28 protein-coding genes and 4 tRNA genes are annotated in these 24681 nt (G+C 67.0%); 7 read left to right on the top strand and 25 right to left on the bottom strand.

Annotation, left to right across the window (positions count from 1 at the left end; translation table 11 throughout):
• The gene (gene sseA / locus ACSQ2H_RS10860) at positions 1-834 is read left to right on the top strand and encodes a 3-mercaptopyruvate sulfurtransferase (protein ID WP_436061406.1); all 834 of its coding nucleotides are present in this window, start codon (positions 1-3) and stop codon (positions 832-834) included.
• Here sseA and ACSQ2H_RS10855 read toward each other — a convergent pair.
• Complete coding sequence (locus ACSQ2H_RS10855; RefSeq protein ID WP_436061405.1) at positions 831-1835, bottom strand: amino acid ABC transporter substrate-binding protein; 1005 nt, start codon at positions 1833-1835, stop codon at positions 831-833. The two genes, sseA and ACSQ2H_RS10855, sit on opposite strands and share 4 nt — an antisense overlap.
• A 160-nt stretch (positions 1836-1995) precedes the next feature.
• On the opposite strand from ACSQ2H_RS10855, the gene metC reads away from it, so the two are divergent.
• On the top strand, positions 1996-3189 hold the full coding sequence (metC, locus tag ACSQ2H_RS10850; RefSeq protein ID WP_436061404.1) for a cystathionine beta-lyase: 1194 nt from the start codon (positions 1996-1998) through the stop codon (positions 3187-3189).
• Here metC and ACSQ2H_RS10845 read toward each other — a convergent pair.
• From ACSQ2H_RS10845 to ACSQ2H_RS10785, 13 genes are all read right to left on the bottom strand, one after another.
• Positions 3186-4496, bottom strand: a complete 1311-nt coding sequence (locus ACSQ2H_RS10845) for a M20/M25/M40 family metallo-hydrolase (protein WP_436061403.1) — start codon at positions 4494-4496, stop codon at positions 3186-3188. The genes metC and ACSQ2H_RS10845 overlap by 4 nt on opposite strands.
• 44 nt (positions 4497-4540) lie before the next feature.
• Positions 4541-4617, bottom strand: a tRNA-Arg gene (locus ACSQ2H_RS10840).
• A gap of 11 nt (positions 4618-4628) precedes the next feature.
• Positions 4629-4934 (bottom strand): ETC complex I subunit, encoded by a 306-nt coding sequence (locus tag ACSQ2H_RS10835; protein WP_436061402.1) that lies wholly within the window; start codon positions 4932-4934, stop codon positions 4629-4631.
• Positions 4935-4962: 28 nt separating this feature from the next.
• A tRNA-Pro gene (locus ACSQ2H_RS10830) sits at positions 4963-5039 on the bottom strand.
• 69 nt (positions 5040-5108) lie between these two features.
• A complete protein-coding gene (locus ACSQ2H_RS10825) occupies positions 5109-5432 on the bottom strand; it encodes a PaaI family thioesterase (protein WP_436061401.1) in 324 nt (107 codons plus the stop codon).
• 97 nt (positions 5433-5529) lie between these two features.
• A complete protein-coding gene (locus ACSQ2H_RS10820; protein ID WP_436061400.1) occupies positions 5530-5952 on the bottom strand; it encodes a DUF192 domain-containing protein in 423 nt (140 codons plus the stop codon).
• A 203-nt stretch (positions 5953-6155) separates the two neighbouring features.
• Positions 6156-6755, bottom strand: coding sequence for a cold-shock protein (locus tag ACSQ2H_RS10815; protein ID WP_436061399.1), 600 nt, complete (start codon positions 6753-6755; stop codon positions 6156-6158).
• A gap of 166 nt (positions 6756-6921) precedes the next feature.
• Positions 6922-6996: transfer RNA gene (locus ACSQ2H_RS10810), tRNA-Glu, on the bottom strand.
• Between the two features lie 124 nt (positions 6997-7120).
• The gene (recJ, locus tag ACSQ2H_RS10805) at positions 7121-8920 is read right to left on the bottom strand and encodes a single-stranded-DNA-specific exonuclease RecJ (protein WP_436061398.1); all 1800 of its coding nucleotides are present in this window, start codon (positions 8918-8920) and stop codon (positions 7121-7123) included.
• A 4-nt stretch (positions 8921-8924) separates the two neighbouring features.
• On the bottom strand, positions 8925-9878 hold the full coding sequence (gene glpX / locus ACSQ2H_RS10800) for a class II fructose-bisphosphatase (protein WP_436061397.1): 954 nt from the start codon (positions 9876-9878) through the stop codon (positions 8925-8927).
• Positions 9879-9923: 45 nt separating this feature from the next.
• Positions 9924-11213, bottom strand: coding sequence for a homoserine dehydrogenase (locus ACSQ2H_RS10795; protein WP_436061396.1), 1290 nt, complete (start codon positions 11211-11213; stop codon positions 9924-9926).
• Positions 11210-12430, bottom strand: a complete 1221-nt coding sequence (locus ACSQ2H_RS10790; protein WP_436061395.1) for an LL-diaminopimelate aminotransferase — start codon at positions 12428-12430, stop codon at positions 11210-11212. Before ACSQ2H_RS10790 ends, ACSQ2H_RS10795 begins: the two co-directional genes overlap by 4 nt.
• A gap of 115 nt (positions 12431-12545) precedes the next feature.
• Positions 12546-13007, bottom strand: coding sequence for a hypothetical protein (locus tag ACSQ2H_RS10785; RefSeq protein ID WP_436061394.1), 462 nt, complete (start codon positions 13005-13007; stop codon positions 12546-12548).
• Positions 13008-13099: 92 nt separating this feature from the next.
• Here ACSQ2H_RS10785 and phaC point away from each other — a divergent pair, with 92 nt between their 5' ends.
• The gene (gene phaC / locus ACSQ2H_RS10780) at positions 13100-15040 is read left to right on the top strand and encodes a class I poly(R)-hydroxyalkanoic acid synthase (RefSeq protein WP_436061393.1); all 1941 of its coding nucleotides are present in this window, start codon (positions 13100-13102) and stop codon (positions 15038-15040) included.
• Positions 15041-15063: 23 nt separating this feature from the next.
• Positions 15064-15999 (top strand): alpha/beta hydrolase, encoded by a 936-nt coding sequence (locus tag ACSQ2H_RS10775; RefSeq protein WP_436061392.1) that lies wholly within the window; start codon positions 15064-15066, stop codon positions 15997-15999.
• 45 nt (positions 16000-16044) lie between these two features.
• On the opposite strand, the gene ACSQ2H_RS10770 is transcribed toward ACSQ2H_RS10775, so the two are convergent.
• The 6 genes from ACSQ2H_RS10770 to rplM all read right to left on the bottom strand — a co-directional run bounded on the left by ACSQ2H_RS10770 (position 16045) and on the right by rplM (position 19612).
• Positions 16045-16623, bottom strand: coding sequence for a histidine phosphatase family protein (locus tag ACSQ2H_RS10770; RefSeq protein WP_436061391.1), 579 nt, complete (start codon positions 16621-16623; stop codon positions 16045-16047).
• A gap of 9 nt (positions 16624-16632) precedes the next feature.
• A complete protein-coding gene (msrB, locus tag ACSQ2H_RS10765) occupies positions 16633-17115 on the bottom strand; it encodes a peptide-methionine (R)-S-oxide reductase MsrB (protein ID WP_436061390.1) in 483 nt (160 codons plus the stop codon).
• 39 nt (positions 17116-17154) lie between these two features.
• Positions 17155-17595 carry an N-acetyltransferase family protein gene (locus ACSQ2H_RS10760; RefSeq protein WP_436061389.1) on the bottom strand — a complete coding sequence of 147 codons (441 nt, stop codon included), beginning with the start codon at positions 17593-17595 and terminating at the stop codon, positions 17155-17157.
• On the bottom strand, positions 17592-18572 hold the full coding sequence (gene argC, locus ACSQ2H_RS10755) for an N-acetyl-gamma-glutamyl-phosphate reductase (protein ID WP_436061388.1): 981 nt from the start codon (positions 18570-18572) through the stop codon (positions 17592-17594). Before argC ends, ACSQ2H_RS10760 begins: the two co-directional genes overlap by 4 nt.
• A gap of 90 nt (positions 18573-18662) precedes the next feature.
• Entirely contained in the window at positions 18663-19133 is a 471-nt protein-coding gene (gene rpsI, locus ACSQ2H_RS10750; RefSeq protein WP_056019023.1) for a 30S ribosomal protein S9, read from the bottom strand.
• Between the two features lie 5 nt (positions 19134-19138).
• Positions 19139-19612 carry a 50S ribosomal protein L13 gene (rplM, locus tag ACSQ2H_RS10745; RefSeq protein WP_436061387.1) on the bottom strand — a complete coding sequence of 158 codons (474 nt, stop codon included), beginning with the start codon at positions 19610-19612 and terminating at the stop codon, positions 19139-19141.
• 216 nt (positions 19613-19828) lie between these two features.
• Between rplM and ACSQ2H_RS10740 the strand changes: the two genes are divergently transcribed.
• A complete protein-coding gene (locus ACSQ2H_RS10740) occupies positions 19829-21265 on the top strand; it encodes an alkaline phosphatase PhoX (RefSeq protein WP_436061386.1) in 1437 nt (478 codons plus the stop codon).
• On the opposite strand, the gene ACSQ2H_RS10735 is transcribed toward ACSQ2H_RS10740, so the two are convergent.
• A complete protein-coding gene (locus tag ACSQ2H_RS10735) occupies positions 21262-22293 on the bottom strand; it encodes a COX15/CtaA family protein (protein WP_436061385.1) in 1032 nt (343 codons plus the stop codon). The two genes, ACSQ2H_RS10740 and ACSQ2H_RS10735, sit on opposite strands and share 4 nt — an antisense overlap.
• Positions 22294-22431: 138 nt before the next feature.
• On the opposite strand from ACSQ2H_RS10735, the gene ACSQ2H_RS10730 reads away from it, so the two are divergent.
• Positions 22432-22680: a GlsB/YeaQ/YmgE family stress response membrane protein gene (locus tag ACSQ2H_RS10730; protein WP_436061384.1), complete on the top strand. Its 249-nt coding sequence runs from the start codon at positions 22432-22434 to the stop codon at positions 22678-22680.
• 39 nt (positions 22681-22719) lie between these two features.
• Positions 22720-22917 carry a DUF2842 domain-containing protein gene (locus ACSQ2H_RS10725; RefSeq protein WP_183769954.1) on the top strand — a complete coding sequence of 66 codons (198 nt, stop codon included), beginning with the start codon at positions 22720-22722 and terminating at the stop codon, positions 22915-22917.
• Between the two features lie 33 nt (positions 22918-22950).
• Here the strand turns inward: ACSQ2H_RS10725 and ACSQ2H_RS10720 are convergent, their stop codons facing one another.
• The 4 genes from ACSQ2H_RS10720 to ACSQ2H_RS10705 all read right to left on the bottom strand — a co-directional run bounded on the left by ACSQ2H_RS10720 (position 22951) and on the right by ACSQ2H_RS10705 (position 24646).
• Positions 22951-23580, bottom strand: coding sequence for an outer membrane protein (locus ACSQ2H_RS10720; RefSeq protein ID WP_436061383.1), 630 nt, complete (start codon positions 23578-23580; stop codon positions 22951-22953).
• Positions 23581-23751: 171 nt separating this feature from the next.
• Positions 23752-23828: transfer RNA gene (locus ACSQ2H_RS10715), tRNA-Pro, on the bottom strand.
• Positions 23829-23916: 88 nt separating this feature from the next.
• On the bottom strand, positions 23917-24330 hold the full coding sequence (locus ACSQ2H_RS10710) for a MerR family transcriptional regulator (RefSeq protein ID WP_436061382.1): 414 nt from the start codon (positions 24328-24330) through the stop codon (positions 23917-23919).
• Between the two features lie 13 nt (positions 24331-24343).
• Positions 24344-24646, bottom strand: a complete 303-nt coding sequence (locus ACSQ2H_RS10705) for an integration host factor subunit alpha (protein WP_056019003.1) — start codon at positions 24644-24646, stop codon at positions 24344-24346.
• Between the last annotated feature and the right edge of the window lie 35 nt (positions 24647-24681).

Below are 24681 nucleotides of genomic sequence, written 5' to 3'. Positions count from 1 at the left end.
ATGGATGATCCGGTCGTCTCCACCGCCTGGCTGGCCGAGCGCCTCGGATCGGTCCGCGTCGTCGACGGCAGCTGGCACATGCCCACCGAAGCGCGCAACGGCCGCGAGGAACACCTCCAGCGGCATATTCCTGGAGCCGTCTTCTTCGACATTGATCATGTCGCCGATCACGACACCGACCTCCCGCACATGCTGCCGACTCCCGAAGCCTTCGCCGAGGCCGCCGGCGCGCTCGGCCTGTCGCGCGAGACCGACATCGTCGTCTACGACGTCCACGGCATCCGCTCAGCCGCCCGCGTCTGGTGGACGCTGCGCGCCATGGGCTACGACAAGGTCCACGTTCTCGACGGCGGCCTGCGCAAATGGCTCGCCGAAGGCCGGCCCGTCGAGGCTGGCGAAGTGGCGCCTGAGCCCGTCGCCGTCGCGCCGAAGTTCGACGCCGAGCTGGTGCGTAATGCCCAGGACGTCCAGGCCATCCTGCAGTCCGGCAAGGCCACGATGGTCGATGCGCGCTCGGCCGCCCGCTTCCGCGGCGACGCGCCTGAGCCGCGCGCCGGCCTAAGATCGGGCCATATGCCGGGCGCGGCGAACCTGCCCTGGGAACAGGTCGTCGCCGACGACGGCACGCTGCGCCCCGCCGACACGCTCAAGACCGCTTTCAAGCAGGCCGGCGTCGATCTCGCCAAGCCGATCGTCACGACCTGCGGTTCCGGCGTGACCGCATCGGTCCTGGCCCTGGCGCTCGCCCGACTGGGGCTTCGCGCCGCGGTTTACGATGGGTCCTGGTCCGAGTGGGGCGGCCTGGCCGGCGCGCCCGTCGTCACCGGCCCCTAGCGCGCGGGCGGCGCGTAGAGCAGACCTGGCTTCGGCGCATTCCACAGCGCGTTGTGCCCACGTTCGAGGTTCAGCGCCGACTGCGCCCCGAGATTGCGGGCGAAGACCTCGTCATAGGCGCCGACCTGGATGATCGCCTGCAGCGCAAAGTCGCGGCGCAGCCCCAGCAGCGGCCCGAAGTCGCCCTCCGCCCCCAGCAGCCGCCGGATCCTCGGATCGACCGAGCTCTTGGCCAGCTCGGCCGCGGTCTTCGAGGTGACGCCGATCTCCTCGGCCAGGATCAGTGAATAGACGGTCCAGCGCACGATGTCGGTCCAGACAGGATCGTCCTGACGCACCACAGGCGCCAGCGGCTCCTTGGAGATCACCGTCGGCAGGATCACATGCGCGTTCGGGCTGTTCATCACCGAGCGGGCCGACGCCAACGCCGACACGTCAGCCGTGAACGCGTCGCAGCCCTCGGCCTGGTAGAGCGCGCGGGCCTCGGCCTCGGTCTTGGCCACGACCGGCGTGTACTTGAGGGCCCGGGCCTTGAAGTAATCCTCGACGTTGGTCTCGCTGGCGGTGCCTTGCTGGACGCAGATGCGCGCGCCGTTCAACTCGTCCGCGCTCGTCAGGTTCAGGGACTTCGGCGCCAGAAACCCCTGCCCATCGAAGTAGGTGATCGCCGCGAAATCGACGCCCTCTCCGGCGTCGCGCGCCAACGTCCAGGACGTATTGCGCGACAGCACGTCGATCTTTCCGCTGCGCAGCACCTGGAAACGATCAGCCGCGTCCACCGGCGTGAAGCGCACCGCCTTGGCGTCGCCGAGCGTAGCGGCGGCGACCGCCCGACAGATATCGACATCAAAGCCGCGCCAGGTTCCACGGTCATCGGCGAAGGCGAACCCCGGCAAACCCGGATTGACCCCGCAGGAAACCCACCCGCGGGCCTTCACAGCAGCCAGGGTCGGGCTCGGTTTCGGCTTGTAGGCCCCGGCCGGCGCGGTTGTCTCGACCATCGGCGCGGGTTCGGGCGGCGGCGCGGCTTGTTCCTTCCCGCAGGCGGCCAACAACAGCGCCGAGGCGATGATGCTGGTGGTCTTCGTAGAAATACTGAGCCGAGAGATTGGCCGCCCTCCTTGATTGCATAGCTGTGGAGGCTCTAAGTGCCATGCGATCATGGCTCAAGTTCGCTCCACCCCGTCAACCCGCGTCACCCCAGAAACTCGCCTCATCCGCGCTGGCGCGCGTGACTGCGAACTGGTCAAGACGGTCGGCCCTCCGATTCAAAAGGGCTCGACGGTCCTACTGCCCAACGCGGCGGCGCTATACGACGACGATTCGTTCCTGACCTACGGTCGCGCGGGCCTCGCCGCCCACGACGCGCTCAAGTGCGCGCTGGCCGAGATGGAGGGCGCGGAGGGTGTTTGCCTCTACCCGTCCGGCCTGTCGGCGGTGACCGGCGCCGTACTGGCGGTGCTGCAGGCGGGCGACGAGGTGCTCGCCGCCGACAACATCTACAAGCCCAGCCGGCGGTTCTGTGACAACGTCCTGAAGCGCTACGGGGTCAGCGTCCGTTATTTCGACCCGCGGCTGTCGCCGCAGTCGCTGATCGATCTGGTTGGTGAAAAGACCCGGCTGATCATGATGGAATCGCCGGGGTCGCTGACCTTCGAAATGATGGACCTGGCCGCCGTCGCCGCGCTGGCCAAGGCCAGGGGCATTCTGACACTCACCGACAACACCTGGGGCGCAGGCTACCTCTTCAAGCCGCTGGAGCATGGTATCGACATCAGCGTCCAGGCGCTGACCAAGTATGTCGGCGGCCACTCCGACGTATTCATGGGATCGGCGGCTGCGCGAGACCCCGCGCTCGTGCGGCAGCTCGAAGACGGCGTGCATAACCTCGGCTGGTCGGTCTCCGCCGACGACGCCTACCAGATGCTGCGCGGCCTGCGGACGCTCCCGGCCCGGCTCAAGGCCCAGGGCGACGCCGCGCTGCGGATCGCTGGATGGTTGGCCGAACAGCCAGAGGTCGCCGAAGTTATTCATCCGGCCCTGCCGGGCACTGCGGGGCACGCCCTCTGGACCCGCGACTACAGCGGCGCCTGCGGGCTCTTCGGGTTCGTTCTGAAGGGCGGCGCGCCGCAGGCCGCCGACGCCTTCCTGGACGCCCTGCAGCTGTTCGGCCTGGGCTTCTCCTGGGGCGGCTTCGAAAGCCTGGCCATCGTCAGCGATCCGCAGCTGGGCAAGCGCAAGTTCGCGCCGACCTATGACGGCCCGCTGATGCGGCTGCATATCGGCCTCGAGGCCGAGGATGACCTGGTAGCGGACCTGCGGCGCGGCCTCGACGCCTTTGCCGCCGCTCGCTAGGGCTGGGCCATCCGGCTCATGAACAGCGCCGCACGCTTCGTCTGCCGATCGAGGCTTTTGACGTCCATGGTCTCGCCCGGCGCATGAGCGCCCGCGCCTGCTGCGCCGAAGCCGATCAGACCCGGGAGGATATCTCCCACGAAACCGATGTCGCCGGCCCCTCGCTTCAACGGGTCTAGCTCAGCCATCTGATCGAACCCAAGGTCGCGGTTGACCTCGTTGAGGCGTCCCAGCAGTTGTCGAGACGCCTCGCTCGGCGCCATGGCCGGATAACCGTCGTCGAATGCTATCGACGCGCTCGCCCCGGCCAGCGGCTGGGCGACAATGGCCCGCATCTTGGCGCGAATGCTCTCAGTCTGGGCGTTAGACAGGGTGCGCAGGTCCCCCCTGGCCACGGCCTCGGCCGGAATGATGTTGGTCTTGCCCCCTGCGACCCCGCCCGTGTCGCTGGCGTTGGCCGCCGCCGTAGTTCCCGCCAGCATGTAGCCGACGTTGAAGGTCGCGTTCGGCTCGCGCGCTTGCTCGCGGAAAGCGTCGACGATCCGGGCCAACTCATAGGCCGCGCCGTAGCCGACGGTGTCGATGAAGATCCCCGACGAGTGCCCCGACTTCGCCGTGACCGTCAGCGTCCAATCGGTCGACGACCGCCGGGCGATCGAGGCCATGTCCTTGCCGTTCTCCTGGGCGAGCCCCTCGAACTCCAGGGCCAAGTCGCTGGCCTTCGCGGCATTGATCAGTTCGGCCCGCGATACCGACAGCGGCCGGCCGCCGCGTTCCTCGTCACCCGTCAGGACGATGGTGATGTCGGCGTCCTTCAGCGCGCCCGCGGCCTGCATGGCCCGCAGGGCGGCGACCATGATCACCAGCCCGCCCTTCATGTCGTTGACGCCCGGCCCTTCGGCGATGTCGCCGCGCCGGACATATTTCTGAAACGCACTGTCGGGTTCGAAAACCGTGTCGAGGTGACCAATGAGCAGCATCCGCCGCCCCTTGCCCGATCCCTTGTGAACCGCAACCACATGCCCCGCGCGGTCGACCTGCGCCATCGGGACCCAACGGACGTCGAAACCGAGCGCCTTCAGCTCGGCCTGCATCCGGCGACCAACTTCCTCGACGCCAGGCTTGTTGAGGGTGCCGCTGTTGATGTTGACCAGCGTCTCCAGCAACTCCAGGGAGCGCGCCTCCTCGGCGGCGGCGGCCTTGACGAGCTTTTGTTCCTGGACGCTCAGCCCTGCGGCGTGGACAGGGCCTGCAGCTAGCATGGCGATCGCCGCAAGGACGGCGGCGGAAGTCTTGAAGCCGGTCACGAGCGCTCCCCCAGCGACTAGAACGCCCAAGGCGCCCGGCGGTCTGGCGCGCCCAGCAGGACTCGAACCTGCAACCGTCCGCTTAGAAGGCGGATGCTCTATCCGGTTGAGCTATGGGCGCCTGGCAGGCCGCTAGTGCGTCCAGGACTGCTTGCGATTGTAGGCGAAGTTGTCGGCGTAGGCCTTCAGGATGCGCTTGGGCGCCTTCGGCTCGGTGATCTGGAACGGAATGCCGTGCGCCTGCGCGTAAGCCACCGCCTCGTCGCTGGTCTCGAAGGACAGACGAATCTGGCCGTTCATGTCGCTGGTCAGGGTCCAGCCCATCAGCGGGTCCGAGCGACGGGCCGAGTCCGGCTCGAACTCCAGCACCCAGTCCTTGGTCTTGGCCTTGCCGGACTGCATGGCGTTCTTGGCCGGACGATAGATGCGCGCGAGCATGCGAAGCCTCATAGAATTCTTACCGGCGTGGTCGGGGCGGCAGGATTCGAACCTGCGACCCTCTGCTCCCAAAGCAGATGCGCTACCAGGCTGCGCTACACCCCGAAGAGCCGGCGTGGGCGGGATATAAGGCTTTGGCCTTTCCCGCAATTGAACAAAGTCGCGCGCCGCCGCCTATCCGTGGCGACGCATCAACTTAAACACAGCGGATCCACGCACGACGTCCGTGCCGGCCACGTGCGCACGCGCTTCGACGAAGGCGACGTCACGCGTCGCGCGCGTCACCCGCGCCTCGCCCATCACCCACTCCCCGACCCGCGCCATGTGCAGGAAATCGATCGAGAGATGGATCGTGACCGCGGTCTGGCGCGCGGAGCGATAGACCGCAGCGCCCATCAGACCGTCGAGAAAAGCGGTCAGCATGCCTCCGTGAACCAACCCCAGGCCGTTGGCGTGGCGCGGCAAGGCATAGAAGGCCTGCTCGGTGACGTCGCCCATTTCGGCGCGGTGAAAATATGGTCCATTGTGACTTGAGAACGGACCGCGGCTGCCCGACGGCACAAACCCGGCCGGAGGCGCCGGCACCACATCCTTGTCAGTCACGCTTGAAGATCCGGTGCTCGATCCGATCGCCCGGCATCAGGCCGATCTCACCCGCCCGGCCGCCGGCCAGTTCCAGGACGCCGACGATTGGACCGCCTGAAGGGATCGGCGCCTCAGACAGCGGCGTGGTGTTGCGGGCGATCGACAGGACCGTGCCGTCCGTGCGGATGTAGATGATGTCCAGCGGGATCAGGGTGTTCTTCATCCAGAACGCCACCTCACGCGGCGTCTTGAAGTCGAACAGCATGCCGCGGTCGGGCGGCACTTCCTTGCGGAACATCAGCCCCTTCTCGCGCTCGGCGTCGGTGTCGGCGATCTCGACGAAGAAACGGGTTCGGCCGGACGGCGTCACGGCCTCCAGCGCCTCGAAACCCGCAGGCGGCTTTCCGACCGCGCCGGCGCCCGACGTCGACACCGCACCTGAAGGTGCAGGCGCAGCGTGAGTCGCAGCCTCTTGCGCCGCCGGTTCCTGCGCACACGCCGCGAGAAGCGACAGCGCGCCGACGAGCACGGTCAGGCCGCGTCGCAGCCTCATCTGACTAGGCACCGGAAACCTCCGAGCAGTGGGTCCGGAGCGCGACGAGCGTCGCGCCCCCAGGTCGAGAGTCCCGAAAGACTCTAGGCCAGACCTACAGACTCGATCTCGGCGACGACAAGCCCCTTCGGGCCTTCCGCGAACCGCACCATGACATCGTCGCCCGGCTGCAGGTCCTCAATCCCGGACCTCCGCAGGGTTTCAATGTGCACGAAGATGTCGCCGGTCTCCCCATCGCGAACTACGAAACCGTAGCCCTTTGCGCGGTTGAACCACTTCACCTTGGCGCGCTCCAACGGACCACGCGGAGTCAACGGACGGCGCTGAGGACGGGCGCCGAAGCCCCCGCGATCGAAGCTGCGTCCGTGATGCCCCTCGTCGTGTCGTCGGCGGTCCGAGGGTGGCGGAGCTGAGCTCTCATCCACCTCCAGCACCTCGGCGACCTGCCACCCCTTTGGACGTCGGATCACGTCACAGACGATCACCGCACCTTCGAGCGCGCTTTCGCGGCCCGAATTGCGAAGACTTGTGACGTGAAGCAACACGTCCTTGAGCCCCGTTTGATTGGGGTCGTCAGGAACGACAAATCCATAACCTTTGCCGGCGTCGAACCACTTCACACGCCCGCTGATCCGCACGGCTTCTTCGTGTGGACCTAATCCCTCGAATTCGTAACCAGACATCTGCCCCTCTGGCCCCGGTCTCCCCCCGATCCTTTCGGATATGGCCAACTAGAACAGTGTTCTCGTTACGCTAGTGCCGTCAATGGGGCATTTCACGCGCAGCACACGCGGCGGTCGCAATCTTCGCGCCAGCGTCGTGAATGGGTGCTTTTGGGGAGCCTCGCGGTGGCAGTCCCTAGGGGAGTCGAACCCCTCTCTCCAGGTTGAAAACCTGGCGTCCTAACCGATAGACGAAGGGACCGCGTCCGCGAGAGCGGTGTCTATATGGGCGAATCTTCGGGGGCGCAAGCGCCTTGCTCAAACCTTTTTCAGCACACCGTTATTCGAACGCGAAGCAGAGGCCCTAGGCCCTTCTGGCTCAGGGCTCAGCCAACGCGACGGGGGTCAGCGGCGTCTTCGATTTCGAGCTCCACGCTCTCGCGTCCCTGCCAGTCATCGGGCTTCAGGCGACCGGCGACGTGGATCGCTCCGGCCCCGCCGAGCAGCGCCCGGCCCAGCTCAGTCTCTTCAGCACGCCAGGCCACGGCCTTCAGCCGGCCGCCTGACCCGTCGGTCAGCGTGACCCGCACGTGGCCGCCACGCAGAGCCATGGGGCGCTCGACGCGGACATTGGCCGCCGCGAACATCGGCTCGGGATTGCCGGGCCCAAAGGGAGCCATCGCCTGGAAGGCCGTCCAGAGCCCCCTGTCGGCCCCGCCCGCCGTGACCAAGGCGTCGATATCCAAGGCGTCCTCAGCGGCCGCGATTTCGGCCTCGGCGGCGATGCGCTCGTTGAGGAAAGCCCGCAGATCGGGAATGAGCTCCGGCCGCACCGACAAGCCGGCCGCCATGGCGTGTCCGCCGCCTGCCAGGAGCAACCCCTCATCGAACGCGGCCTGCACGGCCCGGCCGAGGTTCACGCCCGGCTGGGACCGCCCCGACCCCTTGCCGACGTTCGCAGCGCGATCGACGCCGATGACCATGGTCGGCTTGCGGTAGCGTTCGCGCAGGCGGCTCGCCACGATGCCGATCACGCCGGGATGCCAGCCGTCAGCCGCGACCAGCGCCATCGGCGCGTCCATCTGGTTGCTTTCACGGTCGACGATGCTCACGGCCTCGTCGAAAATTTCCTTCTCGACCTCCTTGCGAGAGGCGTTGAGGGCGTCGAGCTCCACAGCGAGGGCGGCCGCCTCTTCGGGGTCGTCGGTCGACAGCAGCCGAGCGCCGAGGTCCGAGCGGCCGATGCGGCCGCCGGCGTTGATGCGCGGGCCAAGTATGAAGCCGGCATGGAAGACGCTCGCCGGACCGGAGCCCTTCGCGACCTCCAGCAGCGCCTTCAGGCCGGGATTGCGCCAGGCCGACATCACCTTCAGGCCTTGCGCCGTCAGCGCGCGATTGAATCCGACGAGCTGGGTGACGTCGCAAATCGCGCCGAGGGCCGCCAGATCCAGCCATTGGCGCAAGTCCGGTTCAGCCCGGTCCTGAAACAGGCCCCTCCCCCTCGCCTCACGATTCAGGGCCGCCAGAAGCACGAAGGCCACCCCCGCCGCGGCTAGGACGCCCTGCCCCGACTCGCAACCGGGGCGGTTGGGGTTCACCAAAGCGGCGACGTCGGGGATCTGGTCGCGCATCAGGTGGTGGTCGATCACCACCACTTCGAGCCCGATCTCCTTGGCGCAGGCCAGCGCCTCGTAGGCGGCCGCGCCACAGTCGACGGTGACGACGAGGTCGACCCCGGATTCACGGATCTTGCGGAACGCCGCTGGCGACGGGCCGTAGCCCTCCGTCATCCTGTCGGGGACATAGATCGGAAGTTCCATGCCCATCACACGGAACCAGCGGACCAGCTGGGCGGCGCTCGAGGCGCCGTCCACGTCGTAGTCCGCGAACACGGTCATCGACCGGTTCGCGAGCAGCGCGTCGATCAGGATCGCTGCGGCCCGGTCCATGTCGAGGAAGCTCGACGGATCGGGGAACTGCGCCTTGAGCGTAGGATTGAGATAGGTCTCGCCGCCGTCGGCGCTGACCCCACGCGAGGCCAGCGCCCGCGCCAGGGGTTCAGAAAGGCCGAGCGCCAGCTGGTGACGGCGTACGACGGCGGGATCGGCCGGCCGCTCGCGCCACGCACGCCCAGTGAGCGACCGCGCAACGCCGAGATAACCTGCCGCCGTGTCCCCGTCCGGCACGGCCCTAGACCGGCCGCTTCATCCGCACTTCACGCACCGTGCGGGTCGAGGAGTTCATCACCAAGGTGTGGGTGTGGACGAAGCCGTCCTCGTAGGCCACGCCGTCCAGCAGCGCGCCGTTGGTGACGCCGGTCGCCGCGAAGATCGCGTCGGCGCGGACCATCTCGTGCAGATCGTACTTCTTGTTGAGGTCGGTGATCCCGACCCGCGCCGCACGCGCCTTCTCGTCGGCGTTACGGAACACCAGGCGACCTTGAAACTGGCCGCCCACGCACTTCAGCGCCGCGCAGGCCAGAACGCCCTCCGGCGCGCCGCCCTGGCCGATGTAGAGATCAACGCCGGTCGTCGGATCCGACGTGTTGATCACCCCGGCGACGTCGCCGTCGGTGATCAGGTGAACACGCGCGCCCACCGAGCGGACCGAGGCGATGATCTCGGCATGCCGCGGGCGATCCAACACGCAGACGGTGATTTCCGACGGATCGACGTCCTTGGCCTCCGCCAGCGTTCTGACGTTCTCGGCCGGTGTCTTGTCGAGATCGATCACGCCCGCCGGATAGCCGGGACCGCAGGCGATCTTGTCCATGTAGGTGTCGGGCGCGTTCAGCAGGCTGCCCTTGGGCGCCCAGGCCATCACGGCCAGCGCGTTGGCCATCGCCTTGGCGGTCAGGGTCGTGCCTTCCAGCGGATCGAGCGCGATGTCGATGGCCGGGCCTTTGCCGCGACCGACCTTCTCGCCAATGTAGAGCATCGGGGCCTCGTCGCGCTCGCCCTCGCCGATAACGATCTCGCCGTTGATGTCGAGGTCGTTCAGCGCCGTGCGCATGGCGTCCACGGCGGCCTGGTCGGCGGCCTTCTCGTCGCCCCGCCCGACCAGCTTCCAGGCGGCGATCGCAGCGATCTCCGTCACCCGGACCGCGTCCATAACCAGACCGCGATCCAGATCTTGCGAGCTCATCCGTCTCTCCCAGCGCCTCGATCGGCGCAGACTATCCGTGGATTCTTATATGCGGGCGATCCGCAAGAGGCGCGGTCTTTCCAGCACCGCCGGTAGATTGGCGATGCGGTCGATCGCCGCCGTCAGGACCGATTCCGCCACGGCGTGCGTCGTCAGCACGATCGGCACGCCTTCGGCGTTTTCCACCGGCTTCTGCAGGAAGCTCTCGATCGAGACCCCTGCCTCCGCCAGCGTCTCGGAGACCGCGGCGATGACGCCGGGCTCGTCCTTGACCAGGAACCGCAGATAGGCGCGGCTCAGGCTCCGGGCCGGGTCGACCGGCGTGAAGGGCTTCAGCGACTTGGCCGGAGCCTGGAAGACCGGGCGCTTGGCGGCCGTCATTACGTCGGCGATGTCAGCAGCGACGGCGGCCGCGGTCGGTCCCGAGCCGGCGCCGGGCCCCTGGATGAAGATCCGGCCGATCCGCGTGCCCTCGATGAACAGTGCGTTGAGGGCGCCGCCGGCCTGGGCCAGCGGATGGTTCTGAGCCACCAGGGTCGGGTGAACGCGCACCAGCACGCCCTCGTCGGACCGGTCCGCCGAGGCGATGAGCTTGATCTTGTAGCCCAGGTCCTTGGCCAGCTGGATGTCGAGCAACGCGACCTGATCGATGCCTTCGATCTCGGCGGCGGCGTAGTTCGGCGCGCAGCCGAACGCCAGCGCGGCCAGGATCGAGATCTTGTGCGCGGCGTCGAAGCCGCCGACGTCCATGGTCGGATCGGATTCGGCGTAGCCGAGGCGCTGAGCCTCGGACAGCACGTCGGCGAACGAACGCCCGCCGCTGTCCATCTCCGAGAGGATGTAGTTGCAGGTGCCGTTGAGGATGCCGGCCACCGACTTCACGTCGTCGCCGACCATGGCCTCGCGCAGCATCTTCACTGCCGGAGTTCCCCCCATCACCGCGGCCTCGAACAGCAGCGGCACGCCCTTGGATTCGGCCAGGGCGGCGAGTTCCGCGCCATGTTCGGCGATCAGCGCCTTGTTGGCGGTCACGACAGGCTTGCCGGCGTTGAGCGCCGCCTCGACAGCAGCCTTCGCCGGACCGTCGGATCCGCCGATCAACTCGACGAAGATGTCGACGTCCGGCGACTTGGCCAGCTCGACGGGGTCGTCATACCAGGGCAGGTTCGAGATATCGAACGGCCGCGGGCGCGACCGCGAACGCGCCGACACGCCGGTCACGACCGCCTGGCCGCCAGCCGGCGCGAAGCCACCCTGATCCGACAGGAAGTTCAGCAGGCCGCCGCCGACCGTACCCAGGCCTGCGACGCCGACCCGCCACTCAGTTTTACTCATTGCGCCGCCATGGTGTTGTGGGCCCGGCCGAGGATCTCCTCGGCGTTGGCCAGAAATTTCTTCACGTTGCGCGCCGCCTGCCGGATGCGGTGCTCGTTCTCGACGAGCCCGATACGCACATAGCCCTCGCCGTACTCGCCAAAGGCCACGCCCGGAGCGACGGCGACACCGGCCTCCTCGATCAGCAGCTTGGCGAACAGCATTGAACCGGCTTCCTTGAACTTCTCCGGCAGCGGAGCCCAGGCGAACATCGAGGCCGGCGGCGGCGGGATGTCCCAGCCGGCGCGCTTCATCGAAGACACCAGGGTGTCGCGACGGCCCTTGTAGATCGCGCGGATCTCGTCGACGCAATCCTGCGGGCCGTTCAGCGCCGCCGCGGCCGCGACTTGGATCGGCGTGTAGGCGCCGTAGTCGAGATATGACTTCACACGCGCCAGCGCCGCGCACATCCGCGCATTGCCGACCACCATGCCGACGCGCCAGCCGGCCATGGCGTAGGTCTTGGAGAGCGAATTGACCTCGACGGCGATATCCTTGGCGCCCTCGACCTGCAGGATCGACGGGGGCGGATTGTCCTCGAAGTAGATTTCCGAATAGGCGATGTCGGAGAGCACGAGCATGTCGTGCTTCTTCGCCAGCGCCACGGCCTCCTTGTAGAAGTCCAGATCGACCCACTGGGCCGTCGGATTCGACGGATAGGACAGGATCAGCACGCTGGGCGGCGGCGCGGAGTGCTTCACCGCGCGGCTGATCCCCGCCAGGTACTCTTCCGGCGACGGCGCCGGCACGTGGCGGATCACCCCGCCGGCCATGATGAAGCCGTAGGCGTGGATCGGATAGGCCGGGTTCGGGCAGATGACGACGTCGCCGGGCGCCGTCAGGGCCTGGGCGAGGTTCGCGAAGCCTTCCTTCGAGCCGAGCGTCGCAATGACCTCGGTGTCGGGGTTCAGCTCGACGTCGAACCGCTTCTTGTAATAGCCGGCCATGGCCTTGCGCAGGCCGGCGATGCCTTTCGAGGCGGAGTAGCGACCCGCCTTGGGATCGCGCGCCGTCTCGATCATCTTGTCGACGATGTGCTTGGGCGTCGGCATATCCGGGTTGCCCATGCCGAAGTCGATGATGTCGACGCCCTCGCCGCGCAGCCGCGCCTTGATGCGATTCACTTCTTCGAAGACGTAGGGCGGGAGCCGGCGGATACGGTGGAATTCGGGAGTCATTTTGAGCTCTGGCCGCGACGCTCGCGGCGATGGGGAGCTGAAGTCGCGCATGGATAGCCCCCGCGACGGGGCGAGCCAAGCAGGTTCAAGGTCATTTTTGCCTCCGCCTGCCGAACTACCGCGGCGACGGAGGCGGGGTAGCTCGCTCCCGAAGTTCCTTGGCGAACGCCTCGCTGGACGGTGTCGTCGACGCGTCCGACCCAATATCCGGACCAGCCTGCGAACGGGCGCGCGCCACGAATCGCTCTGTGCCGGTCAACGTCCAGGTGTTCGGCGCCGTCGCCTGATCGACCTTGGCCCCGGCGATCTCAAGTTGGTCCGCCGCCTTGCCCCATTCAGCGACCGGCCGCTGCGCCGCCGGCATGGGCGGGATCTGGGCAAAGGTCGGGAAGGCCCGCGACTCATGGGCCATCCGCGCCACGTCTTCGGCCACGGCCGAATTCGGATCCACCTTGGCTTCAGAGAACGGATTGGCCGCGCATCCCGCCGCCAGCACGGCCAGCGAAGCGCAACCGAGCAGCGCCCGGGCGGAGGCTCCAAGCGACGAACATGCAAAAAGTCGAAGCGGCGCGTTCATTTCCGTCTCGGTCTTATGCCACTATCGCGTCGGGCGGAAGAGCGTGGGCGCTTTCGCTCCAAAGGAATGCGCATGCGGGAGGACAACGGGCGATGAGCGATCAGGCCACGGCGCCGCCGAAAGCCAAGGCGAAGAAGAAGGTCAAGGCAGCCAGCAAGGCCGCGAAGACCAAGTCCGCCGCCATGCCGCCGCCAGAGGTCGCCGTCGAGGCGCGGGCTGCGCCTGAAGCCGCGAACGCGTCGAGCTTCGAGCAGCTGAGCGCCGAACAGCGCGAGATGATGGAGAAGCTCTCGACCAACCTGGCCCGAGCCGCGTTGACCGCACAGGGCGCGATCGCCGAGGCGGCCCTGCGCCAGGCCGAGCGCCCTGCGGGCTTGCAGCCCGATCCGTTCCACGTGGCCCCCGCCCTGACCGACGTGATGGGGCGTCTGATCGCCCAGCCCGATCGCCTCGTCCGCGCCCAGGCCGATCTGTTCCAACGCTATCTCGAGCTTTGGCAGAGCGCCGCCCGCCGAGCCGGCGGTGAAACCGTCGAGCCGGTGGTCCAGCCCGAGCGCGGCGACAAGCGGTTCAATGACCCGGACTGGGCCGAGAACCCGGTCTTCGACGTGATCAAGCAGTCCTATCTGCTGACGTCGAACTGGCTGAACGGACTGGTCGCCGAGGTCGACGGCGTCGATGGCATGACCAAGCGCCGGGTCGAGTTCTTCATGAAGATGCTCACCGACGCCTTCTCGCCGTCGAACTTCCTGGCCTCAAATCCGGCGGCGCTGCGCGAAGCGATGGCCAGTCGCGGCGAGTCGCTGGTCAAGGGAATGGAGAACTTCGCGGCGGACCTGACCCGCGGCGGCGGTCAGTTGGCGATCAGCCAGACCGACTATCAGATGTTCAAGATCGGCGAGAACGTCGCCACCGCGCCAGGCCAGGTCGTCTTCCAGAACGAGATCCTGCAGCTGCTGCAGTTCAATCCGACGACCGACCAGGTCCACGAGATCCCGCTGCTGATCTTCCCGCCGTGGATCAACAAGTTCTACATCCTCGACCTGCGCCCCGAGAACTCGATGATCCGCTGGCTCACCGACCAGGGCTTCACGGTGTTCGTCGCCTCCTGGGTCAATCCGGATCCGACGCTCGCCGGCAAGACGTTCGAAGACTACATGCACCAAGGCATCTACGCGGCCACGGACGCGGCGATGACCCAGGCCGGCGTCGATCGCGTCAACACCGTCGGCTACTGCATCGGCGGCACCCTGCTCTCCTCGTCGCTGGCGCACATGGCGGCCAAGAACGACGAGCGGATCTCCTCGGCCACCTTCTTCGCCGCCCAGCAGGACTTCGCCGAAGCCGGCGACCTGCTGCTGTTCACCAACGAGGACTGGTTGTCCGACCTGGAAAAGCAGATGGACGCCGCCGGCGGCGTACTGTCGGGCCAGGCCATGGCCGAGACCTTCAACTCGCTGCGCGCCAACGACCTGATCTGGTCGTTCTTCGTGAACAACTACCTGATGGGTAAGGAACCCAAGCCCTTCGACCTGCTGTTCTGGAATTCCGACCAGACCCGCATGCCCAAGGCGCTGCACCTGTTCTACCTGCGCAAGTTCTACGGTGAGAACGCGCTGTCGAAGGGCGAGCTGGTGCTCGACAACGTCAAGCTCGACCTGAAGAACGTGAAGACCCCGGTCTATGTGCAATCTTCGAAGGAGGACCACATCGCACCGGCCCGCTCGGTCTATCGCGGCGCGCGGCTGTTCGGCGGTCCGGTGACCTTCACCCTCGCCGGCTCGGGCCACATCGCCGGCGTGATCAACGCTCCGGTGGCCAACAAGTATCAGCACTGGACCAACAGCAATCTGCCGGAGAGCGTCGAGCAGTGGATGGGCGGCGCCGTCGAGACGCCCGGCTCCTGGTGGCCGCACTGGGCCGAGTGGCTACGGGCCAAGTCCGGCGGCCTGGTCCCGGCCCGCGATCCCGCGAAAGGCAAGTTCGCCCCTATCGAGGCCGCGCCCGGTTCCTATGTGAAGGTGAAGTCTTAGGCGGCTGAGCTTTCGGGGGCGTGATGATCAAGACGGTGTTGCTGGGGCTGGCGGCCTTGCTCGCCCTGTGGGTGGGCTCGGGCCTGGCTCTGGTCGCTTGGTCGGGCCCGTTCGAGCCCAGCGGCCGCTATGTCGACATCGGCGGCCGCAAGCTGCGCCTCGTTTGTGCGGGCCCGAAGTCGGACCAGCCGGTGATCTGGATGGAGGCCGGCGCCTGGGGGCTGGCCGCCGACTTCGCCGCGATCCAGCAGCGGCTGGCCGCCAAGGGGATCCGCTCCTGCGCCTATGACCGCGCGGGCATGGGCTTTTCGGATCCCGGCCCCAAACCCCGCGACAGTGCCGCGATCGCCGCCGATCTGGCCAAGCTGATCGCCGCCTCAGGGGAAACCGGCCCCTTTGTTTTCATGGCCCACTCGATGGCCGGGCAGCACATCCGTCTCTACGCCGGACAACATCCCGAGCAGGTCGCCGGCCTGGTCTTGCTCGAGGCGACGACGCCGGAGATGGCGGCGAACCCGGCGGCTCAGAAGTTCCTCAACCGCGTGCAGATGGTCTCCCGCGTGAGCGCCATCGCCGGCAGCCTCGGCTTGACGAAGATCGCCTACTACATGGGCGACCGCATCGGGCTGCCGCCACAGGGACAGGCCGAAAAGCGCCACGCCTTCGTTTCCGGCCGACACGCGCGCACCGCTTCCGACGAAGTCCTGGTCTGGCCTCAAGGCGCCGTGCAGGCTGCGGCCGTGCAACTGGACCCTAAGTGGCCCGTCGCCGTGATCACCGCCGGAGACGAGAACCGCATGTCGGCCTGGAACGTCGTCCGCCGCGCGCCGGAACGGAACTCCCGCGCCGGCTACTATGAGAACGAGCCCAAGGCCCAGCACGCGACCCTGCTTGGCCTGACCCATTCCGACGCCGTCCTGCGCGGCGTCGACCACGTGCTGGCGGCGATCGCCAAGTAGCCTCGGCAGGTTGCTGGAAGCCTCGGTCGGATACCTGCCGAGAAATCAGGCGTCGGCGATCGAGTTCCACGACCGCGAGATCGTCAACTGACCCCGGTCGACCTCGAGCCAACAGCCCCCGCCCGGGTGCTCGGGCCTGGCCTCCTGGCCGATTTCAACACCGTCCAGGTGCGCCGCCAGCAATCTGCCGACGCCGCCGTGCGAGACGATCGCCAGGTCGCCCGCCGGCGCTTCCCGCACCGCCCGCTCGACCGCCCGGACGATCCGCGCCTGTGCGTCCCGCGCCCGCTCCCAGCCGCGGATGCTCTCGTCCGGCCGGCTGAAGAACTGCTCGACGACCTCCCAAAATTCCGGTGGCGCAAGAAACCCAGTCGACTCGCGATCGTTCTCGCCGAGCTCGGGATCGATCAGGTGCGGCACGCCCTGCGCCGCCGCGATCATCTCCGCGCCGTCCAACGCCTTCTGCTCGTCGCTGGACAGCACAGCGGCAAGACCTCGCCCGTCTAGCATCTCGATGAAGCGCCCCATCCGCCTGCGCCCGACGTCAGACAGCGGCCAACGCGTGATCGGGACCGCAGGATCGATCACGACCTCGGGGTGGGTCAGGAAATAGATGGTCGGCATGCGCCCAAGCTATGCCGAGACGAACCTCAGCGCATCGCCGTTGTTGCAGTACCGCAAGCCCGTGGGTCGTGGTCCGTCCGGGAAGACGTGGCCTTGATGTCCAAGACACCTGGCGCAGTGATACTCCGTCCGCGGCACGCCGATGGCGAAGTCGGTCTTCTTGCCCAAGGAGCCCTTGATGGCCGTGTAGAAGCTGGGCCAACCCGTGCCGCTCTCGAATTTCCACTGAGAAACGAACAGCGGAAGCGCGCAGCCGGCGCAGACGTAGGTTCCCTTCCGCTTTTCCTTGTTGAGCGGACTGGTGCCGGCCATCTCGGTCGCCTCCCTACGGAGGACGTTGTAGGTCGCCGTATCCAGGCGCTTGCGCCACTCGGCGTCGGACAGCTTGCGCCAGGGCGAGGCGGCATAGGGATCGTCAGCCGCGGCGGCCAAAGCCGGGACGCAAGCCAGAGCCGATCCCATCAGGAAGGCGCGTCGGTCGATCTTGCTCATGCCAGGAGATACGGCGCTCTCCGGCAGGCGGATGCAAGCCTAGCGGCCAGCCCAGCGATAGAGCGCGTCGGGGGTCTTTTCTTCGTTGTCGGCGCCGTCCGTCAGCCGCACCAGTTCGAAACCGCGCGCCTCATAAAAGCGGCGGGCTCGCGCGTTCTGCTGAAACGTCCACAATTCCCGTGGCGCGCCGTCCTCGAGCGCCTTGGCGAGCAGCTGCGGGCCGATCCCCTGCCCCTGGTGGTCCGGGTGAATATAGAGATGGCTTACCCAGCCCGGTTTGAACGCCACATAACCGACGATCTGGTCGTCAACTTCAGCGCCCCACACCTCGTTCTCTGGAAACAGCCGCTCGCTGAAGAACCAGAGGTCTTCCTCGGGCGTGTGGAGGTCCGGGAGGTAGGGCAGCGATACGCTTACGACGTGCCGCTGCAGCCGGGCCACCGGCGCCGCGTCGGCGGGGTTGGCCCGGCGCAGGGTCATAGCCCCTCGCCTTCCGCCAACCCGAGGATCAGGTTCAGATTCTGGACCGCCGCGCCCGAAGCGCCCTTGCCCAGATTGTCGAGCACCGCCACCAGCCGCGCTTCGCCCTCGGCCTCGTTGCCGAACACGTAGAGCTTCATGCGGTTGGTGCCGTTCAGCGCCTCCGGATCCAGATCGGCGTTGTAGCCGGCTGCTCCCGCGCGGGCTTTTTCAACGGCGGCGCACTCGGCTTCCGAGGCCACCGACACGAAGGCCTCGCCCTCATAGGCGGCGGCCAGCGAGTCGCGCAGGGCAGTCAGCGTCGGCTGCTTCGGCATCGCCCAGAGGTGCAGCGGGATCTCGACCAGCATGCCCTGGGCGTAGCGTCCGACCGCCGGCGCGAACAGCGGACGGCGCTGCATCCCTGTGTAGCCCATCATCTCGGGCAGGTGTTTGTGGGTCAGCGGCAGGCCATAGGCGCGGTAAGCGTCCTGGGTGCCCTGCGGCGCGGGTTGCTGTTCGAACTCCTCGATCAGCCCACGGCCGCCGCCGGAGTAGCCCGAGACGCCATGCACGCTGATCGGCGTGTCGGCCGGCACCAGCCCGTCCCGGACAAGCGGCGCCATGAGGCCGATGAACCCCGTCGACCAGCAGCCCGGATTGGTGATGCGCTTGGAGGCCACGATCGCCTCGCGGTGTCCCGGCTTCCATTCCGGGAACCCGAACACCCAGGCGGGATCGACCCGATGGGCCGTCGACGGGTCGACGATCTTCACGGCGGGATTGGTGATCAGCGAGACAGCCTCACGCGCGCCGTCGTCCGGCAGGCAGAGGATCGCGACATCGACCCCGTTCAGCAACTCGGCCCGCGCGGCTGGATCCTTTCGCTTGGCCGGATCGATCGAAACGAGCTCGAGATCGCGACGGCCTTCCAGCCGTTGCCGAATCTGCAGGCCGGTGGTGCCGGCTTCGCCATCGATGAATACGGTGTGGGCCATGGTCGGTGATCCAGAAATCTAGGCCGAAAAACAGAAAGGGCGCCTCGGTTGCCCGAAGCGCCCTTCCCAAACGCGAGTGCTCGCGCGCGGTTAGCGCTTCGAGAACTGGAAGCTGCGGCGGGCCTTGGCCTTGCCGTACTTCTTACGCTCGACGACGCGGCTGTCGCGGGTCAGGAAGCCGTGCGGCTTCAAGACCGGGCGCAGGGCCGGTTCGTAGTAGGTCAGAGCCTTGGACAGGCCGTGGCGGATGGCGCCGGCTTGACCCGACAGGCCCGAGCCTTCGACCGAGACGATGACGTCGAACTGGCCGACGCGATCGGTCACTTGGAACGGCTGGGCGATCATCATGCGCAGCACCGGGCGAGCGAAGTACACTTCCTGGTCGCGGCCGTTGATCGTGATCGTGCCCTTGCCGGGCTTGATCCAGACCTTGGCGATCGCGTTCTTGCGCTTGCCGGTCGCATAGGCGCGGCCTTGAGCGTCGATCTTCGGTTCAGCCGGAGCGGCTTGCGGGTTGGACGAGAGGCCTTGCAGGGCCTCGAAACCTTGGGTCTCGGACATCTGTCTTACAGGCTCCGCACGTTCTTGGCGTTCAGCGAAGCGAACGCGATGTTCTCGGGGTTCTGCGCTTCGTGCGGATGCTCGCCGGCATTGTAGATGCGCAGGTGCGTCATCTGCTTGCGGGCCAGCGGGCTTTCCTTGGGCAGCATGCGCTCAACGGCCTTTTCCAGGATGCGCTCCGGATACTTGCCGCCGAGGATCTTGTCCGCGGTGCGTTCCTTGATGCCGCCCGGATAGCCGGTGTGCCAGTAGTAGGTCTTGTCCTGCAGCTTCTTGCCGGTGAACTTCACCTTGTCGGCGTTGACGACGACGACGTAGTCGCCGCAATCGACGTGCGGGGTGTAGTCCGGGCGGTGCTTGCCGCGAAGACGCATGGCGATGAACGAAGCGAGACGGCCGACCACGGCGTTCTCTGCATCGATCACGATCCACTTCTTCTCGACGTCGGCGGGCTTCAGCGAAGCCGTCGTCTTCATCATGGGAACGGGTCCGTTAGGTTGGCGGGACGAGAAAGGTCCCGGCGAGGGCGCGGCTAGTACGGGGTTACCAACCGCCTGTCAACACCGATTGCGACACAAAGCGCGCAACACGTTGCCACGCAAGGCTTTGCTGCGATAGGTATCATAATACCGTCAATTTCAGCACTCAAGCTTCTATGGTCGCGTCTCGTCCATGAGCCATGCTGGAAAATTCCCATGTTCGCGTCGCGTCGCCAGTTCCTTCAGACCGCAGCCGCCACCGCCGCCTTCACCGGCTTGGCGCGATATGCGAACGCCCAGGTCACCGCCGACGCCGAGGGCTACTCCAACCCGGGTTACGCCAGCGAGATCGCAGGCTACGGCCCGCTGCGCCGCGACCCGGCCGAGATCTTCGACCTGCCCGAGGGCTTTTCCTACAAGGTGATCTCGCGCGCCGGCGACCAGATGGACGACGGACTGGTCGCGGCCGGCAAGATGGACGGCATGGGCTGCTTCCCCGCCGGCCGCAACCGCGTCGCCCTGGTGCGCAACCACGAGATCAGCCCCCCGCCCCGCGACATCCAGATCACCGCCTTCGGCGACAACCGCAGCCTGGCTGGCAAGATCGCCGCCTCCGATCTCTATGACACCGACAGCGAGGGCCTGCCGCTCGGCGGCGGGACCAGCACCCTGATCTACGACCTCAAGACCCACGAACTGAAGGCCCAGCACCTCAGCCTCGCCGGATCGGCGGTCAACTGCGCTGGCGGCGTCACCCCCTGGGGCTCGTGGCTCACCTGCGAGGAAACGGTCGTGAAGGCGGGCCAGGGCGTGAAGAAGGATCACGGCTGGGTCTTCGAGGTCCCTTCCCGCCTGCGCGGGCTGGCCGAGCCGGTGGCGCTCACCGCGATGGGCCGTTTCAAGCACGAGGCCTGCGCCGTCGATCCGCGCACCGGCGTCATCTATATGACCGAGGACGAGATCGACGGCAAAGGCCTGTTCTACCGCTACCTGCCCAACGACCGGCGCAAGCTGCAGGCGGGCGGCCGGCTGCAGGCGCTCGCGGTGGTCGGCGACGGCGATCCGCGCAACTGGGATGCGGTGTCCTGGAAGCAAGGCGACTGGCGCAACGTTCGCTGGGTCGATCTCGACGGGGTCGACAACCCCAACAACGACCTGCGCCAGCGCGGCAAGGCGGCCGGCGCCTCATGGTTCGCCCGCGGAGAAGGCATCTTCTTCGGCCAGGGCGAGCTCTTCTTCACCTGCACCAGCGGCGGACCGAAGTTCCACGGCCAGGTCATGCGCTATGTGCCGAGCGCGCACGAGGGCCAGGCCGGCGAAGCGGACGAGCCCGGTCGCCTGCAGCTGTTTGTCGAGCCCGCCGACATTCGGGTCATGGAGATGGCCGACAACCTGGCCATCGCGCCCTGGGGACACATCGTCACCTGCGAGGACAAGGTCGGCGGCACCAACTACCTGCGCGCCATCACGCCCCAGGGGCAGGTCTACACGATCGGTCGCAACGCCCAGACCCTGCCTGGGGCGAAGATCCGCGGGACATCGGAGCTTGCCGGCGTTTGCTTCTCGCCCGACGGGTCGACCTTGTTCGTGAACATCTACTCGCCCGGCTGCACGCTCGCGATCACCGGGCCCTGGCGATCCCTCAAGGCCTAGGGACGGCGCACCCGCCAGCCAAACGCCACGGCCAGCGACAGCACCAGAGCCGCCGTCACCTGATGGGCCATGCCAAGCCAAACGGGCACCCCGGCGACCAGGGTCACGACGCCCAGCAGCGCCTGCAGCAGGATGGCCGCGCCGGTGGCTTGGGCGAGCAGCTTGGCCTCCGCCGGCAGGTAGCGCGAACGCGAGGCCACCCAGGCCATCGCCAGGCCGACGATCGTCAGCAGGTAGGCCACGATGCGGTGGTTGAACTGTACGGCCGCCTGGCTGTGCGCCAGCGTCGCCCAGAGACCGTCGTTGGCGTAGTCCTGCGGGAACAGCGCGCCGTTCATGAGCGGCCAGTCGTTGTAGACGAAGCCGGCGTCGTTGCCGGCCACCAACGCCCCCAGCAGGATCTGGAAGAAGATCAGCCCGATGAGAGCCCATGCGCCCCGGGTCCAGGGGCTGGGCACCGTCTGCCGCGGCGCGCCGGACCACGCGTCAAGCGCGGTCCAGACCAGGGCGCCCAGCAGGGCGAACGCCAGGCCGAGGTGAATCGCCAGGCGCTCGGGCGCCACCGAGACCCGTTCCACGAGACCGCTCGCGACCATCCACCAGCCGACTGCGCCCTGAAGGCCGCCGAGGACGAACAGCCCCACGCAGCGAACGACGAGCCGCCGCGGCAGTTCGCGCCGAATCAGGAAGTAGGCGAACGGCAGGGCGAAGGCCGCCCCCACCAGCCGGCCGAGCAGCCGATGGCTCCACTCCCACCAATAGATCGCCTTGAAGGCCTCGAGGGTCATGCCCTTGTTGACCTGCTGGTACTGCGGGATCTGCTTGTAGAGCGCGAACTCGTCCGCCCAATCCTTGGCCGACATCGGCGGCAGCGCGCCGGTGACGGGCTTCCACTGGGTGATCGACAGGCCGGAATCGGTGAGGCGCGTCGCGCCCCCCACGACCACCATCGCCAGCACCAGGGCGGCGACGATGAACAGCCAAACCGCGACCGGGCGCGACCGGTCGGAACGAAGGAACGAGGTCATGACTTAAAGTGCAGGCTCTTCAGGGCGTTCTTACGGCGATCCGCTATCGGAGATCGCGCCGCAGGTCCATGCTCGGGAGGCGGAACCACGGAAGCTTGACCGCATTTGGTGAGTGGGACTCAACCAGAGGGCAAGACAATGCAGGGCGTGGGTATCATCGGGTGGATCGTTATCGGCATCGCCGCCGGCTTCGTGGCCGAGAAAGTGATGAAGCGCGACCACGGTTTGCTGACCAATCTGCTCGTCGGGGTGGTCGGCGCGCTGCTCGGCGGCTGGCTTGCCGGCCTCGTCGGCTTCAGCTTCGCCGGCTGGATCGGCAGTTTCATCGTCGCCACGATCGGCGCGATCGTCCTGCTGTTCCTCCTGGGCCTCATCAAGAAGCGCTAGGGGCTTAACGGCGCGCGCGCGGGCGCCTATAGGCATGGCATGAGCGCGCGCGTCCGAAAGTTCATTGGTGGTATTGGTATCGTCCTGTTCCTGGGCTTCTACGCCTGGATCATGACGATGATCGGCGAGCGACTGCCCGATCACTGGGCTGCGCAGCTGGCCTTCTATGGGATCGGCGGACTTGCCTGGGGCGTGCCGATCCTGCCGCTCATCAGCTGGATGAACCGCGGAAAGTAGCGAGGCCGCCCGTCGCCGGGCGGCCTGCGCACATCAGAACCCGAAGCGGGCTCCGACCGTCAGCACGTGCGCCCCGGTTTCGGCGCTCACCTTCGTGGTCGCGTCAGAGACTTCGTACTCCGCGCTCTTCAGGTAGCGATAGCCCACGTCCAGGCTGACCTTGTCGCTGATCGGATAGCCGGCCCCGACGAGGACCTGCCACATCACGCCGTCACCCTTGTCGCTCTCGCCGAGCAGCTCGTACTCCGACTGCCCGTAACCCACGCCCGCGCCGATGCGCGCGTTGACCGGGCCCAGAGCGCCGATGTTGTAGAAGGCGTTGGCCATCACGCCGGTCGTCTGGACCGAAGCGTCGAGGTTGTAGCCGAGGACGCGATCCATATCGCCGGTGTCGAGATCGTTCTTGCCGTAGAGCAGCTCGGCTTCGACCCCGATGCTGTTGTCAAAATTCCAACCGACGGCGACGCTGCCGAAGACGCCCGGATCGACGTCCGCGTCTTGCGAGCCCGAGAAGCCCGGCTCCGACACGTTGAATTCAGTCTGTCCGGCCACGCCGGCGCCCAGGTTCACCTGGACGTACGAGCCGACCGCCGGCTGCGCCATAGCGGCCGAACCGGCCAGAGCAAACGAACCGGCCGCAATAGCGCCAATCAAGGATTTCATATTGTGGTTCCCTCCCAAACAATGCCGGGCATTGATGGTCAGGCTTAGTTAATCGAGTCTCAAATTTTAGTGGCAACTCAGCGCCACTACAATTTTCGCGCGCAGCGCCGCGTCTGCGAAAATCGACCTCGACTATTGTGCGGGGGGAGGCCGCGAAGGCCAATTCGCCGATGGTCGGAGCGACAGGATTCGAACCTGCGACCCCTTGACCCCCAGTCAAGTGCGCTACCAGGCTGCGCCACGCTCCGACATCGGCGAGCGGCCCTTCTAACCACTTGGGCGGAGCGGGCAAGCTGAATTTCGAAGTCCGACGACGATCTCGCCCGGCGCGGACCGTCAGCCCTTGTCCAGCAACGTGTCCAGACGCCGCTTGGCGCTCTGCAGGTCGTCGAGCGCGAACAACAGGCGCTCGCGGCCTTCCTCGGTCAAATCGCTGTTGGCGAGGTCCAGCGCCACGCCCTCAGGCCGTGGCCCCACATCGCCGTCCGCCGCGGCCAGAAGCCGCTTCAGGCCTTGCTCCTTATGGAGTTTCTGGACGCCCTTGATGGTGTATCCGGCGTCGTGCAGCAGCGCGCGGACCCCGCGCAGGACCGCAATGTCCTGCGGACGATAGAATCGCCGGCCGCCCGCACGCTTCATCGGTCGGATGAAGGAGAACTTCGTCTCCCAGAATCGCAGCACGTGCTGCGGAACGTTCAGCTCGTCGGCTGCTTCCGAGATCGTCCGAAAGGCGTCCGGGCCCTTGGCCACTTAGCCGCCTTCCTCACTTCGCCAGGGCGCGGTCCACCCGCGCCTTCATGACCTGGGAGGCCCGGAAGCCAATCACCCGGCGCGGCTCGATCGCCGCCGGTTCCCCGGTCTTGGGATTGCGGCCCATGCGGGCGCGCTTCTCGCGCACCTGGAACACGCCGAATCCGGAAAGTTTCACCTGCTCGCCCTTCTCGAGGGCCTGCGCCATGAGTTCCAGCGTACGCTCGACCAACTCGGAACAATCCTGCCGGGTCAGCCCCACTTCCTCATGAACCGCCTCGCACAGGTCGGCCCGCGTCACCGTCGCGCCTTTCATGAACGCCCCTACCCCGAAAAAACACCGTTACTCTA

The organism is Phenylobacterium sp. LjRoot97, assembly GCF_964254345.1.
GTDB lineage: Bacteria > Pseudomonadota > Alphaproteobacteria > Caulobacterales > Caulobacteraceae > Phenylobacterium.
Note: the sequence above shows the minus strand (reverse complement) of the source record. Positions and strands in the feature narration are given on the sequence as shown.